At 42.6% G+C, this 14,432-nt stretch carries 8 protein-coding genes; 1 reads left to right on the top strand and 7 read right to left on the bottom strand.

What is annotated here, in order from left to right:
• Window positions 1–113: 113 nt before the first annotated feature.
• The 7 genes from DEO27_RS06585 to DEO27_RS06615 all read right to left on the bottom strand — a co-directional run bounded on the left by DEO27_RS06585 (window position 114) and on the right by DEO27_RS06615 (window position 11,057).
• Entirely contained in the window at window positions 114–3,251 is a 3,138-nt protein-coding gene (locus DEO27_RS06585; protein WP_112571926.1) for an efflux RND transporter permease subunit, read from the bottom strand.
• Window positions 3,252–3,320: 69 nt separating this feature from the next.
• Complete coding sequence (locus tag DEO27_RS06590; protein ID WP_223818176.1) at window positions 3,321–4,424, bottom strand: efflux RND transporter periplasmic adaptor subunit; 1,104 nt, start codon at window positions 4,422–4,424, stop codon at window positions 3,321–3,323.
• A gap of 20 nt (window positions 4,425–4,444) precedes the next feature.
• Window positions 4,445–5,719 carry a TolC family protein gene (locus tag DEO27_RS06595; protein WP_112571922.1) on the bottom strand — a complete coding sequence of 425 codons (1,275 nt, stop codon included), beginning with the start codon at window positions 5,717–5,719 and terminating at the stop codon, window positions 4,445–4,447.
• 196 nt (window positions 5,720–5,915) lie between these two features.
• Window positions 5,916–6,701: an amidohydrolase gene (locus DEO27_RS06600; RefSeq protein ID WP_112571920.1), complete on the bottom strand. Its 786-nt coding sequence runs from the start codon at window positions 6,699–6,701 to the stop codon at window positions 5,916–5,918.
• Between the two features lie 177 nt (window positions 6,702–6,878).
• Window positions 6,879–8,024, bottom strand: a complete 1,146-nt coding sequence (locus tag DEO27_RS06605; RefSeq protein WP_112571918.1) for a methionine aminotransferase — start codon at window positions 8,022–8,024, stop codon at window positions 6,879–6,881.
• 142 nt (window positions 8,025–8,166) lie between these two features.
• On the bottom strand, window positions 8,167–8,889 hold the full coding sequence (locus DEO27_RS06610) for a DUF4184 family protein (protein ID WP_112571916.1): 723 nt from the start codon (window positions 8,887–8,889) through the stop codon (window positions 8,167–8,169).
• Between the two features lie 17 nt (window positions 8,890–8,906).
• Complete coding sequence (locus DEO27_RS06615; protein ID WP_112571914.1) at window positions 8,907–11,057, bottom strand: FUSC family membrane protein; 2,151 nt, start codon at window positions 11,055–11,057, stop codon at window positions 8,907–8,909.
• A gap of 273 nt (window positions 11,058–11,330) precedes the next feature.
• On the opposite strand from DEO27_RS06615, the gene DEO27_RS06620 reads away from it, so the two are divergent.
• The gene (locus DEO27_RS06620; protein ID WP_112571912.1) at window positions 11,331–13,907 is read left to right on the top strand and encodes a phosphoenolpyruvate carboxylase; all 2,577 of its coding nucleotides are present in this window, start codon (window positions 11,331–11,333) and stop codon (window positions 13,905–13,907) included.
• Window positions 13,908–14,432: the final 525 nt, after the last annotated feature.

The following is a 14,432-nucleotide window of genomic DNA, read 5'->3' on the forward strand; positions in this document are numbered from 1 at the left end:
CGGAGTATTTCCTGCAAATTAAAGTTTTAATGTTGTAATAATAAAAAAATCGCCACCGTTTAAGGGTGGCGATTTACACTTATCTTTTCAGAAAAATATTTATAGATAATTAATTATCCCTTTATCATGCCTACTTTTTTCAGCAGCTTACGGTTTTCACGGCGGTGGATTAAACGGTAAACTATGGCGTAAATGATAGGTAATATCAGTAAGGTTAATATGGTTGAAGTTACCAAACCGCCTATTACCACTATAGCCAGCGGTTTTTGAGTTTCGGAACCAATACCCGTAGAAATTGCCGCAGGCATCAAACCAATGGCGGCCATCAACGCGGTCATAACTACCGGACGAACACGTGATATTACACCTTGCATAATAGCTTCATCAAGGTGCATTTTTTCTTCAAGGTTTTTCTTGAATACCGATATCAGGATCACACCATTCTGGATACAGACACCAAATAAGGCGATGAAACCGATACCTGCCGAGATACTGAAGTTAGTACCTGTGATATGCAATGCTAAAATACCGCCTATCAACGCGAACGGCACGTTCAGGATTACCAGTACGGCATCTTTAGCGTTACCGAAGGTGATGAACAGGATCAGGAATATTACCAGTAAACATATAGGTACTACGTGTGCCAAAGTGTTTGAGGCCCTGATCTGGTTTTCAAATTCACCGTTCCAGGTGAAGGAGTAACCCTGATCCAATTTTACAGCAGCGCCCACTTTGTCCTGTGCTTCGGCAATGGTACTACCCAAATCACGACCACGTACCGAGAATTTTACGGCAATGTAACGCATGTTGTTATCGCGGTAAATAAATGCCGGGCCGGTTAGTGTGGTGATCTTCGAGATTTCCTTAATGGCAATTTTTGAACCGTTTAACGTAGGCACCATCAGGTTCTCGATTTTGCTTTGAGTATCCCTGAATTGTTTTTGATAACGGATCCTGATATCGAACTTACGTTCGCCTTCATAAAGTTGCGAGGCCGCTTTACCGCCAATGGCCATCTCAATAACCGAGTTTGCATCGGCAGTTGATACACCATAAAGTGCCATCTTACGCTGGTCAAGCTCAATACGGAACTCTGGCTGGCCAAGATTGCGAAGGATACCAAGGTCTTCAACGCCCTGGATCTTTTTAAGCACGGCCATCACCGAGTCAGCTTTTTGATCGAGCACCTGGAAATCCGGGCCGAATATTTTTACTGCCATTGATGCCGGTACACCCGCAACTGCCTCGGCCACGTTATCAATAATAGGTTGCGAATAGTTAAATACAATGCCTGGAAACTGACTGAGTTTTTTATCCATGTCAGCTATGAGCTCTTCCTGGGTAATATTGCGTTTCCATTCCTTTTTAGGTAAAAGGTCAACCTGAATCTGTACGTTAAAAAAACCTTTAGGGTCGGTACCGTCATTAGTACGGCCAACCTGCGATAATGTTTGTTTCACCTCAGGGTAGGTTGAGAGGATCTGCCTCATTTTGTCAGTTACCTTAACCGAGCTTTCCAGCGAGGTACTCATTGGCAGCTGCGCCGTTACCCAAAGGGCACCTTCATTAAGCTGCGGCAAAAACTCTGACCCTAAAAACTTAGCCGAGAAGAAGGTAACTGCCATGAAGGCTACCGCAACTATCAGACTTAATTTTTGATTGCGATAAGTATAACCGAACATACGGCGGATACCATGCTCAAAAAACAATACTACCGGGTTGTGCTTTTCTCTTACATTTTTATTGAGCAGTATGCTTGACAATGCAGGCACCAACGTAAGTGTGAATATTAATGCACCCAGCAAAGCAAAGCCTAAAGTGTAAGCCAGCGGAGAGAACATTTTACCTTCAACCTTTTGGAAAGCGAAGATTGGTACCAAACAGGTAAGGATAATGAGTTTAGAGAAGAAGATAGCTTTACCCATCTCTGCGCCAACATTCTTAAACAAGCCAAGCTTGGCAAGCCCGTTGAATTTCTGCATGCCTACTTCCCTGGCCTTGTGATCAAGCGCCACGAAAATTCCCTCTACCATTACCACGGCACCATCTATGATGATACCAAAGTCAACCGCCCCCATGGAGAGTAGGTTGGCGCTCATGCCTTTTAACCTTAAACAGATAAAGGCAAATAATAAAGCCAGCGGAATAATGATAGCTACCGTAAGCGTAGTACGCCAATCGGCCATGAATAGTAACACGATAACAGTTACCAGTATAATACCTTCGCAGAGGTTATGGATAACAGTTTCGGTACAAAAATCCATCAGGTTGGTACGATCGTAAAAAGTAGAGATTTTTACGTCGGCCGGTAATACGCTTTTATTAAGGTCAACAACCTTTTGGTTAATCAGCTTTAATACCTCAGCAGGGTTTTCGCCTTTACGCATTACCACAATACCTTCAATAACATCGTTGTTTTTATCGCGACCAACCTGGCCTAAACGTGGCAAGCCGCCTTCTTTAATTTCGGCAATGTCACGAGCAAGGATTGGTACGTTGTTTACGTTTTTGATAATGATATTCTGGATCTCATCAATATTGTTGATCAAGCCAATACCACGTACAACATAAGCTTGGTCATTTTTTTCGATGATGTCACCCCCCACGTTAATATTACTGCGGTTAAGGGCGGTGTAAACATCAAGCGAGGTAAGGCCGTATTTTTGTAGCAACGAAGGGTTCACACTCACCTCGTAAGTTTTTTCCTCGCCGCCAAAGCTGTTCACGTCGGCTACACCCGGGATAGATTTAAATTGGCGGTCAAGCACCCAATCCTGTATCGCGGTAAGGTCATGTAACGATTTGGTATGGCTTTTTAAGGTATAACGGAAAATCTCACCTGTTGGGCCGTACGGAGGCTCAACCTCGGGTTTAACACCGTCTGGCAAATCGGCGTTTCCAAGACGGCTTAATACCTGCTGGCGTGCAAACGCGTCATCAACGTCATCATCAAAAATAATGCGGACATATGAAAGACCGAATGACGATGTAGTACGAAGGTTTGCTTTTTTCTGTACCGAGTTTAAAACGGTTTCCATAGGGATGGTAACCATTTTCTCCATTTCTTCGGCACTGCGGCCCGGCCATTGGGCAATAATAATGATCTGCGTATTGGTTACGTCAGGAAAGGTCTCGATAGGGGTGTTGGTATAGCTCCACACACCCAGCACTACCAATACCAGTGTCATAAAGAACACAAAGTAACGGTGCCTAAGCGAGAAGTATATGATATTTTTGATGAACTTGTTCATTGTAGTCTTTGTATTTTAAAAACGTAAATGCCCGGTTTTAAAGCCCGGCAATTTTTAGTTTATCGCCCCTTAATTATTGCCTGCAATGGCATCATAAAAAAGCAGCTGGTTTTTGGATATGATCTTATCACCCGCCTGCAGGCCTGATGATATGTAAGTGGTATCCTCAACCGTTTTTATAACTGCTACCTGGCGTACTTTCAGGTCATCTTTACTGTTATAAACTACTACAAAGTTTTTGCTGTTGTCATAAACAACGGCTTTGGCCGGTATAGCAACCGACTGTGCTTTCTCGCTGTTGGCTATAACCACGCTGGTAAACATCTCCGGCTTAAGCAGCATACCTTCGTTAGGCAATACAATTTTGATTTTCAAAACCTTATTGTCTGGATCAAGTACAGAGCTTATTGCGTCAACTTTACCTGTAAATACTTTATCAGGATAAGCAATGGTGGTAACTTTTGCAGTGTAACCCACTTTAACACGACTAATGTCCGACTCAAATACGTTGGCCCAGATCCAAACATCTTTCATGTTTGATATGGTAAACATGCTATTGGCATTATCCGGACGGATAAAACCACCAGCAGTAATATTTTTTTCAACTACATAACCGCTTTCAGGGGCTTTAATTACTAAGGTACCGCCCGGGCTGGTGTTACCGCCACCATTGATAGCAATTTGCTGTTGAACTTTATTAAAAGCCGCTTCGGCTTTGTTGTAATTTTCTTTAGCCTCGGTATAATCGCGCTCGCTTGAGATACCGTTTTTGTATAAATATTCTGCCTGCTCTAACTGACGTTTGTAAATGGCAAGATCTGATTTTGAAGAACTCAAATCAGTATAGTTACCGGCAACATCGGCACTGCGCACAATGGCAAGGGTTTGACCTTTGCTCACCTTATCGCCAAGTGAAACTTTCACATCCAGCACCTGTCCGCTGGAAAAAGGGAATACTTTAACAACCGCGTTGTCATCGTATGATACCTCGCCCGAAAGGGTTAGCTCATTTTTTATGGTAGCGATCTTGGCTGTATCGATAGTGATAATTTTGGCCATCGAATCGCTCACAGTTACCTGTTTGTTTTCAACAGCAGGAGGGGTTTTGCCTTTACAAGCGGCAAGCAATAGTAAAGCTGAGATGCCGGAAAACAGCGTTTCTCTTTTCATCATAGTAAGTCTTAAAAAGTTAGTCAGGATTTTATTACGGTTGTGCCAACGGCAAAGTTGAGGTCGGCAATAGCTTTTTGCAGGTTATATTTTTGTTGCAATATTTTTAGTTTGGTATCCTTATAGGTGTCAAAAAAGTCAACAAACTCTACAAGGCTTATCTGGCGTTGCTGGAAACTCTTGAGCATGGCACCAAACAGTTTATCATATTGCTCATTAAAAGTGATCTGCTGGTTAGAGAACAGTTGCTGGTTCAACTTATACTGGTTAACGGCAGCAACCACATCGTTTTTAAGCTGGAACTCGCTTTGTTTTAAAGTGCTCTCCTGGCTTTTGATATTGTATTGTGCAGATTTGATATTGCCCTGGTTGCGGTTAAACAACGGTATTGGCAAACCAATTTGTAAGCCATAGTAGTTACGGGCGTAGCTGCTATTTTGATCGTATGATACGCCGATGGTTACATCAGGCACAGCCAATGCTTTTTGATAGGCGAGGTTATGTGTGGCCGAATTTAACTGGTACTGATTAGATAAGTAATCGGGCCTGTTGGTCATGGCCTGACTTATTAGTGATTGTACGTCCAGGTCGACAGTTTCAACCGGCTTATCATTTATGATAGGTTGTACAAATGCGGTTTCTTTAGTTTGGAGTAAGGTTTTAAGCTCAGTCTGCAGATCGTTGATCTGGCGGTTGTTCTCAACCATATCATTTTGCAGGCCAAACAGCAATGCTTTCAAGCGGATCAGGTCCTTCATGGAAGTATTGCCAACATCAAATGATTTTTGAATGGCATTAACCAGTTCGGTAGCCGATTTGATTTCGTTTTGATAAACCAATTGTTGGGCATTCAACGAACCAAGCTGACCGAAATCAAGCTGAAGATTGTAGCGCAGGTTGCGCATCAGGTCGTTAAAGGCAGCTTCCTGAACTTTGGCATCGTCTTCGGCTACTTTTACCTGTTTGCCGCGTTTGCCGGCAGTGGCAAATACCTGGTTTAGCTGAACAAAAACTTGTCCGCCACCGTTGGCGTGGTTAAAAAATTTGTTGGTACCACCGTCGTGAATGTTTTGATCGGTGCTTAAAACGGGGTTGTCCCATAATTTAGCTTGTTGAATGAGCGCCTTTTGGGCATCAACATTATACTTTTGGGCAAGCAGGCTAAGGTTATTTTCAATGAACTGTTTTTCAGCTTCAGGGAAAGTGATCTTTAACGTATCTGTCTGTGCTTCGGCCTTTTGTGTTAATAAACTAAAAAATAAGGGTGATATAAATAGCAGGGATTTTATATTTCGCATTTTCCTTCTTCAAAATTCAACATTACAAAAATTCAAAATACTTATGAATTTTGTATGAAGCGAAGGAAAACTAATGGTAGAAAGGAACCGTGATTTTGTCTGAACCTGGATTTATAGGATTTTCAGGATAGACGGATTTTAATTTCGATGTGATAGGAAAATCCAATTAATCCTGAAAATCAGCCCAAATCCCGGTTCAGATATTTATTTCAAAGTCATCCGCATCTTTTAGGAAGGGGAGCGCGGTGCGTATCTTTTCAATCTCGTCGGCTACGATACTGAATGTGTAAAGGTCTTCTTCATCACGTTTGTAGTAAATTACTTTACCATTAGGGTCAATACAGGTAGAATCGCCGCTGTGATAAACTTCGTTGCCATCGTGGCCTACACGGTTAACCGCTATGATATATGATTGATTTTCAACGGCGCGCGCAGGTATCAGGGTACGCCAGTGTGCGGCCCTGCGCTCGGGCCAGTTAGCCACTACGATAAGCAGGTCGTACGCGTTTTCTTCAATGTTACGCAGCCACACCGGGAAACGGAGGTCATAACAGATCACCGGGCAAATTTTCCAGCCGTTTAGCTCAACAAAAAGTTTTTTGGTGCCGGCGGTGTAAGTATTATGCTCTTTACCAAGCGCAAACAGGTGACGTTTATCATAATGTTCATACGTGCCATCGGGGCGCATCCAAATGAGGCGGTTATAGTATTTGCCACCCTCTTCTATAATAATACTTCCGGTTATCACACAATCATACTGTTGGGCGGTTTTCTCCATCCATTGCATGGTTTTGCCATTCATGGGTTCGGCCAGTACCGCGGCATTCATGGTAAAGCCCGTGGTAAACATTTCGGGAAGTATAATGAGATCGGTTTTTTCGCGGATTCCGCCCGATAGCCTGAGTGTGATGTTCTGAAGGTTTTTATCGATATTTTCCCAAAAAAGGTAGCCTTGAAAAACAGTAATTTTAAGATTTTCCATAGTAATTGGTTCATAGTGGATGGATCATGGTTCATAGCAAAAAATGCATGACGATGGTTGATCCATACTGATAAAACTTATACAAGTTGGCTATGATCCGTTAATTGTGAACCATGAACCAAAATCAAATTTAAAGATTTGGCTATGATCCATTAACTATGAACCATTAACCAAAAATTAAATGCGAATTAACCTATCAACGGCTTTATCTAAAGTTTCTTGTCTTTTGGCGAAACAAAACCTCAGCACATGGTGGTCAATCCCCTTGCTGTAAAATGCCGAAACAGGTATAGTTGCTACTCCAAATTCCTTTGCTATCCGGATAGAAAAATCAACATCTTTTTCGTCGGAAATATGCTGGTAACTTACTGACTGGAAGTATGAACCGTTGCAAGGCAGAAGTTTAAAACGGGTTTGTTCGAGCCCATTCCTGAAATAGTCACGTTTCTGCCTGAAAAATTCAGCTAAGCCCAGGTAAGTTTCTTCGTTTTTCAGATGTTCGGCGATGGCATATTGGATAGGTGTGTTTACCGCGAACACCAAAAACTGGTGAATTTTCCTGAACTCATTCATGAGATAGGCGGGTGCCATGCAATATCCAACCTTCCAGCCGGTAGCATGAAAAGGCTTGCCGAAGGATGCTACAATGAAACTGCGTTGTTGCAACTCCGGGTAGCGGGCCATGCTGTGGTGGGTTTCACCATCGTATATCAGGTGTTCGTATACCTCGTCGCTCAATATTAATATGTCCTGGTTTTTTACCAGCGCGCTTAACTGTTCAATGTCTTCCTTGTGCAGGATAGTTGCCGTTGGGTTATGTGGCGAGTTGAGGATGATCATTTTTGTTTTTTGGTTGATCAGCCGCTTCACCATATCCCAGGCAATACGATAGTTGGGCGGTTCAAGAGCAAGCGATTTTACAACGCCTCCCATCAGTTTAATGGCTGGGGCGTAACAATCAAAAGCAGGTTCAAAAATGATCACTTCATCATTGGGATGTATAACGGCGCTGATAGCTGTAAATATAGCCTGTGTACCACCGGCAGTTATGGTAATTTCCGTTTCCGGATTATAAACAGCGCCGTAAAGTTTTTCGGTTTTTTCGGCAATACGCTCTCTCAAAGCCATTACACCTGCCATAGGCGCATACTGGTTATGACCCTCTTTCATGGCTTTATTCACAAGCTCGATAAGCTCGGGCGAACAGTCGTAGTCAGGAAAACCCTGCGACAGATTTATTGCCCCGAGCTCGTTGGCCAGGGCCGACATGACGGTGAATATGGTGGTTCCTGTTTGGGGTAATTTTGAAACTACGTTTATCATCGATGGCTAAAGTAGGGAAAAATCATCATGAACCTATCCATGCAACCGGGTATTTTTTGTTTTTGGAAACAGTTTAATTTAAAGGTTTAAACATATTTGGAATGTTTTAAGTGGAGATTTTAACCAGAAAACGTTTTACTTTTCAGTGTGAAACAGAGATTTTTAAAATTTGAGGAATAATGATCAACGCTAACAAAAACGCGGAAATAGCGGATATGACCACATTAGCAATTACCTGGTAATCTGGCATTATCCAAAACCTCAAAACAATGATGCAAGCAGTACAAATACTTATCAGGATCCAGTATTTTGAGATAGATCGATTGGTGTGTCGTTCTTCCGGCATTTTTCGGATGTAATACATTATATATAGTGTACCGATCAGCGTAAACGTATGTTGAAGGATTTTATAAAGCGGGGTAGTAGCTATGATAGTTTTATTAAATACTTTGGGGAATAGTGCAACAAAATATCCTGCAGGGTGTGTAAAAGCATCTAAAAACAGGTGAGTACAGGCTCCAATAAAAATCGAATACAAAACAACAGGCCAGTACTTTCTAAAATAACTATTCCAGTTAAAGGTTTTGTAAGCATATAAGCGCCTGTTTAAAAAAGATGGCAGGTTATTGAATAGTTTATTACGAACAATGTTGTGGAATAGAAAGGCAAGCAACACTCCAAAGGGAATATCAAACCAAAACAATCCCCAAATAGTATGGCTATAGATACTGTATATATGCATCCTGATGAAGTATTCAAAATCAGGAACCATAGCGCCTGCAATTAACCCGGTTAATGATAGCCACCGTGTTTTAAGGTTGTTGAGTGGTAAAACTATAGCCGGGTGCGCGAAAGTAAAAGGCATAGGTTGCTACGTAATATCTAAACCAAAATACTATCCGTGATCTTCGCGATGTCGTAGCTGATCTTATTGATAAAGCCCAGTTGCTCTTTCAATAAAGCGTCCTCCGCCTGGGCCACAGGTTTCTGAGCTTCCGGATTAGGGGAAGGAATTTTACCGATATTGAATTCGATATTCTCGGCCTGTAGTTTTTGGCCGGTATCGTTTAATACAGTTATACTTTTTTTGATCAGCTTCATGGCCTCGGGGTGGGCAACCGCGATTTCTTTTTTACTTTGGGCCGATGCTATTGTAGCGATATATGAGGAAAGAATATGGTTTAGCACCACAAACTTATGTATATCCTTTATTTTACGTTGCTTGCTTTTGGGCTCGGAGGTCATGCGTTCAAATGCGGCCGAAAGGTTGGCCGATTTTACATAAACCTCCTTACGTGCCAGTTTGTAGGCAGTAATACTGGTCATTTTGCCCGAAATGCTTTCGGCAATAGTAACCAGGTAATTGATATTAGCAATAATTACATCCCTCAGGGTTTCCTGGATCTGTTCAAACTCCCAGGTTGGGAATATCAGATAGCTGGCCACCAAAGCAATGGTTGAACCTATAATGGTATCAAGGATCCTTTCCTGCGCTACATTCAACAATCCCACGCCTAAAAACTTGAATAGTATCAATACATAAGGTGTCATGAAAATAACGCTTACCACATAGTTAAGGCGCTGAAAGCTGTAAGCCCCCATCATAAATATCACCAGGAAAATAAATTGGGCGGTAGCATTAGGGATAAAAGTAAGTATGGCTATACCAATAACACCGCCGCCAATGGTGCCTATTAAACGCTGATAGTTACGCTGTTTGGAAAGGCTGAAACCTGGTTTCAATATCACAATAATGGTAAGTAATACCCAATAACTATGGTGACCTAAGGAAACAAGCTTTGCAGTAATAAAGCCTACCAGGCATACCAATGCTACCCGCAAGGCATGCTTAAACGCGCCGGATGCCAGCGTAAAGTTGTCGGTGAAAATATGCGGCGCGAAATCCTGATGGCTTACAAACGCGGTGTATTCTACATCACCTTTTGGTTCATTTAATGATTCGGCAGCTTTTGAGCTATAGTATTTATAGATGTTGTTAATTCCCTCGCCAAGCGAACGCAGGTTAATCAGGATCTTTTTAAGCACCAGGTTACTGGTTTCCTGGTTGTTTTTGCCAATGGAATCGATCTTAACTTTGAGTTTTTCCAGTTCGATGTTAAAGTCGGTGAGATGGCGGCGGCGTGTGTTTGTTAGCACAATATAGGCCACATCGTCAAGCTCATCGGCCATGTTATGGATAATGCGGGCAATTTCTGAAAGTACACCGGTATCCTTAAATTTTTCGCGGATATAGGCGTAGTCATAATGCGTGGCCATAATCTGCTCATAGATATCAACCAGGTCAACAAAGGTTAGTACCAGGATGCGGCTTGGTGCCGTTGATTCGCGGGCCATAATGCGACTTTTAAAAAGTAACTCGCGCACGGCGTCCTGATGCTGGCTCACCTGGATCTGTTTGGAAACCAGTTTACGGTAGTTTTCGTCGATATCGGTATCGGATAAATAAAAATCGGCTTTGATGCGTAAGAAACGGGCTATATCGGTCACGTTTTCGCCAAGGGCCTGTTGCGCCGCGCGGTAGGGGCGAATGCCGAAAAACACCAGGCTGAAGATCATATACCAAACGCCCCCGGCCAAAATCTTAGCACTGTAACCCAATACCTCAGGGGCGGCTAATGCCTTATCCATCATAAAGATCATGATGAGCAACGAACAGGTACCCACCGATGCCGCCCTGTTACCATAAACAGTGAACATAGAAAACAGAAAGGCGAAAAAGGTGATCTCGATACCGAGGGTAATTACGTTGAGCCTTGCGAAACCGGTAATAACGGCTACCAAAAACAGGCAAAGGTTACCGGCTGCCATGGCGTTACGTTTGTGCGATACTGGTCCGGGCGTATCAATAACACAGATACACAACGCGCCCAATGAAAGCGTAAGGCCGAGATCGAATTTATCAAACTGCATTAACAGCAGGGAAGGCAGTAATATGCCTATGCAGATCCGGATGCCATCAGAAAAATATTGACTGTAAAAGAAACTTTTTATCTCCCTGATGTTTATAGACATGGTAGTAGCAGCTTTATAAATAACAGAACTATTATAAGGAATTTTGTTTGTTCGGGCTGTTTTTATTAAATATAATTTATTGCCCCGAAATGGCGTTTTGAATTTCCATATTTTTAATTTTTGTGTCTTATTTTGTTAAAATGCTATTAATTGAAGATTAGTGTTAATAAATATTTACTTTTTGGTGAATTTAAATTAAAGATCAGTAAATTCACCCCCCGGAAAAGGCCAAAAGCTAAACCAATCAATTTTACCTCAATTTAATTTTTTACTATGTCGCCAACGTTAAAACTCAGCCAAAGAGAAGCAGCCTTCAATAATGAGGTTGTTACCCGATTTGAGTTATATAACAGTTTGTTTCAAACACTTCCGTTTTACCAGGTAAAGGATACCGGTATTTTATTGCCGTTCTTCAGCTCACATTGCGAAAAGGGTGCTATCACCCATGATTCGCCTACAGAGATCATCGAGTCGTTTTTTGAAAAGTACGTACCGGATATCGAACATCGTGAGCAGATTAACCGCATGTTCAGGTTTATTCAGTACATTGAACGTCAGGTAGTATTGTTTGACGCCATTGAAGATTCATCATTTAATAAAATAGGTAAGTTTGATGATAGCGGTACCCTGCAAAGTTTATTGCAGCACGCGGCCATCAGCGATGAAAGCCGTCAGGATATCAGCGAAAAGCTGAAAGATTTTTCGTTACGCCTGGTGCTTACTGCTCACCCTACACAGTTTTATCCCGGCACGGTGCTTGGCATCATGACCGATTTGATTGAAGCCGTAAAAACCAATGATATTAATAGTATCGATGTATTGCTGCAGCAACTGGGTAAAACACCTTTCTTTAATAAAACATCACCAACGCCGGTTGATGAAGCTGTTAGCCTTTCCTGGTTTTTGGAGAATATATTTTACCATGCCGTATCAGACATTCAGGCTAAGCTTGAAGAGGAGTTTGATATTGACGCGGCAAGCCGCCAGATCCTGGAATTGGGTTTCTGGCCAGGTGGCGACCGTGATGGTAATCCTAACGTAACTACGCAAACCACTAAAGAGGTGGCCAGCTTTTTAAGGCAGCGCCTGTTCCGTTGTTACTATCGTGATTTCAGGACGCTTAAACGCCGTATAACTTTCCGCGGTGTGGAAGAAGCGATGGGTAAGTTGGAGAACCTCTTTTATAAAAATGCTAATGAGCAGTTAACGCCAGTTGATTTGCAGGGCGAGATACTGGATTTACTGTTATCTATCAAAGATGTTATCCTTAAAGATCACGATGGTTTGTTTGTAGATATTGTCGAGGATATGATCCAAAAGGTACGCCTGTTTGGATGTTATTTTGCAACGATTGACATCAGGCAGGACAGCCGCATTTTACGCAAGGTTTTTGAGTACGGTACCAAAAACATAGACACCGGTGTTGCCGAAGGTTATTCTGAACTGAGCGAGGACGAAAAGGTAAAGAGCATTGTTTTTAAAGAGGCAGATTTTGTTTGTCCTGAAGAAGAAAAGGATGCTATGATCCACGATACGCTGGATACCATCAGGTTGGTTAAACAGATCCAGGAAGGTAATGGCGAGAAAGCTTGTCAGCGCTTTATTATCAGTAACTGCCAACGTGCATCTGATATCCTGCAACTGATAGACCTGTTTTTATGGAGCGGTTGGAAAAAAGATAGCCTGAGCATTGATTTTATGCCGCTTTTTGAAACCGTTAACGATCTGGAACACGCGGCGGGCATTATGGAGCAGTTATACACGCATCCATTTTATGCCGAGCACCTGAAAAACCGTGGCAGCCAGCAAACCATTATGCTTGGTTTCTCTGATAGTACTAAAGACGGTGGTTACCTGATGGCCAACTGGTCGATTTATAAAGCCAAAGTTGAACTTACAGCCATGGCCCGTAAATACGGCATTCAACTGGCGTTTTTTGATGGCAGGGGCGGCCCACCGGCACGTGGCGGTGGTAAAACACACCGTTTCTACGCGTCGATGGGTAAGGAGATTGCCAATGAGCATATCCAGTTAACTATCCAGGGTCAAACCGTAAGTTCGCAATATGGCTCGGTTGAAACTGCAAGGTTTAATATGGAACAGCTCATCAATGCCGGCGTTATCTCGGCCCTGCATCCAAACCGTAATGATCTGTTAGATGCCCGTCATAAAGAGCTTATTCAGCAAATGGCCGATATAAGTTACAAGTTGTTTATCGATTTGCGCGCACATCCTTTATTTGTTGAATACCTGGAGAAATTCAGTCCGCTGAAATTATTGTCAAGGATCAATATCAGTAGCCGCCCAACCAAGCGTAATGCCGGTGCGCAACTGAAACTGGAAGACCTGAGGGCTATCAGCTTTGTAACTTCATGGAGCCAGTTAAAACAAAGCATCCCTGGTTTTTATGGTGTAGGTACCGCGCTTAAGCAAGTTAAGGAAACCGGCGGCTGGGATGAGGTTAAAGAACTTTACCGAACATCAGGTTTCTTCAAAACCATGCTGGATAACTGTATGATGTCCATGTCTAAATCAGATTTCCGCGTTACCGCATATCTTGAAAAAGACGAGAAGTTTGGTGCGTTCTGGAAAATGCTGAAGGACGAGTTTGTACTCACCCGCGAAATGCTGCTGGAAGTAACCGGCAGTACGGTACTAATGGAAGAGTACCCGGTTGAACGCCGTTCTATCGCCATCCGCGAAAAAATTGTATTGCCGTTGGTGATCATTCAGCACTATGCGCTTCAATGCATAAACTATGAAAAGGATACCGAGCTTAATGATATTTATAATAAGCTGGTGATCCGTACGGTTTATGGTATTGTAAATGCCGGGCGCAATTTGGCTTAGTAGTTTATTGTTTTAATTTATATCCCCGTCCACCTGTTAGCAATAGCAGGTGGATTTTTTGTTGTTGGGGAGAGCGGTTGATTGGGTTGATTAAGTGAGGGGGGACAGTTCGATATTGGAACAGGCGAAGGCGCTAAGTTTTCTTGACGGATTTATATTTGGAATATTAATAGAATTTTTAGGTGTAATCCCTTGCTTTTGTAAGTGTCTGGTTATTAGTAATGTAAATTGATTTTTTCGAAATTGTGTTAACCCTGTTACCCCCCCCTGTTATTCTTTTCTTCCCGTAGGTTTGAGCGTGGGGATGTGCGATTCCCCTCTTGAGAGGGGCGGAGGGGTGTGTTTCTGCTTTTTGATAAGTCTATTGCAGAAACGTACTCCTGCTACCGCCCGTTCAATTTCATTAAGTTGAGAGATGATCAGGCTGCACCAGAGGTGCAAAAGGTTTGTAGAAATATAACAGATTTTCGTGTGCCAGAGGTACACAACTCCGGTGTTCCGTACCTACGGCACGGTTGTTTTCGG

Source organism: Mucilaginibacter rubeus (assembly GCF_003286415.2).
GTDB classification, from domain to species: Bacteria; Bacteroidota; Bacteroidia; order Sphingobacteriales; family Sphingobacteriaceae; genus Mucilaginibacter; species Mucilaginibacter rubeus_A.

Bases quoted from the DNA above. Each gene is read 5' to 3' on its own strand.
- DEO27_RS06585 (WP_112571926.1), bottom strand. From the start codon at position 3,251: ATGAACAAGTTCATCAAAAATATCATATACTTCTCGCTTAGGCACCGT.
- DEO27_RS06590 (WP_223818176.1), bottom strand. From the start codon at position 4,424: ATGATGAAAAGAGAAACGCTGTTTTCCGGCATCTCAGCTTTACTATTG.
- DEO27_RS06595 (WP_112571922.1), bottom strand. From the start codon at position 5,719: ATGCGAAATATAAAATCCCTGCTATTTATATCACCCTTATTTTTTAGT.
- DEO27_RS06600 (WP_112571920.1), bottom strand. From the start codon at position 6,701: ATGGAAAATCTTAAAATTACTGTTTTTCAAGGCTACCTTTTTTGGGAA.
- DEO27_RS06605 (WP_112571918.1), bottom strand. From the start codon at position 8,024: ATGATAAACGTAGTTTCAAAATTACCCCAAACAGGAACCACCATATTC.
- DEO27_RS06610 (WP_112571916.1), bottom strand. From the start codon at position 8,889: ATGCCTTTTACTTTCGCGCACCCGGCTATAGTTTTACCACTCAACAAC.
- DEO27_RS06615 (WP_112571914.1), bottom strand. From the start codon at position 11,057: ATGTCTATAAACATCAGGGAGATAAAAAGTTTCTTTTACAGTCAATAT.
- DEO27_RS06620 (WP_112571912.1), top strand. From the start codon at position 11,331: ATGTCGCCAACGTTAAAACTCAGCCAAAGAGAAGCAGCCTTCAATAAT.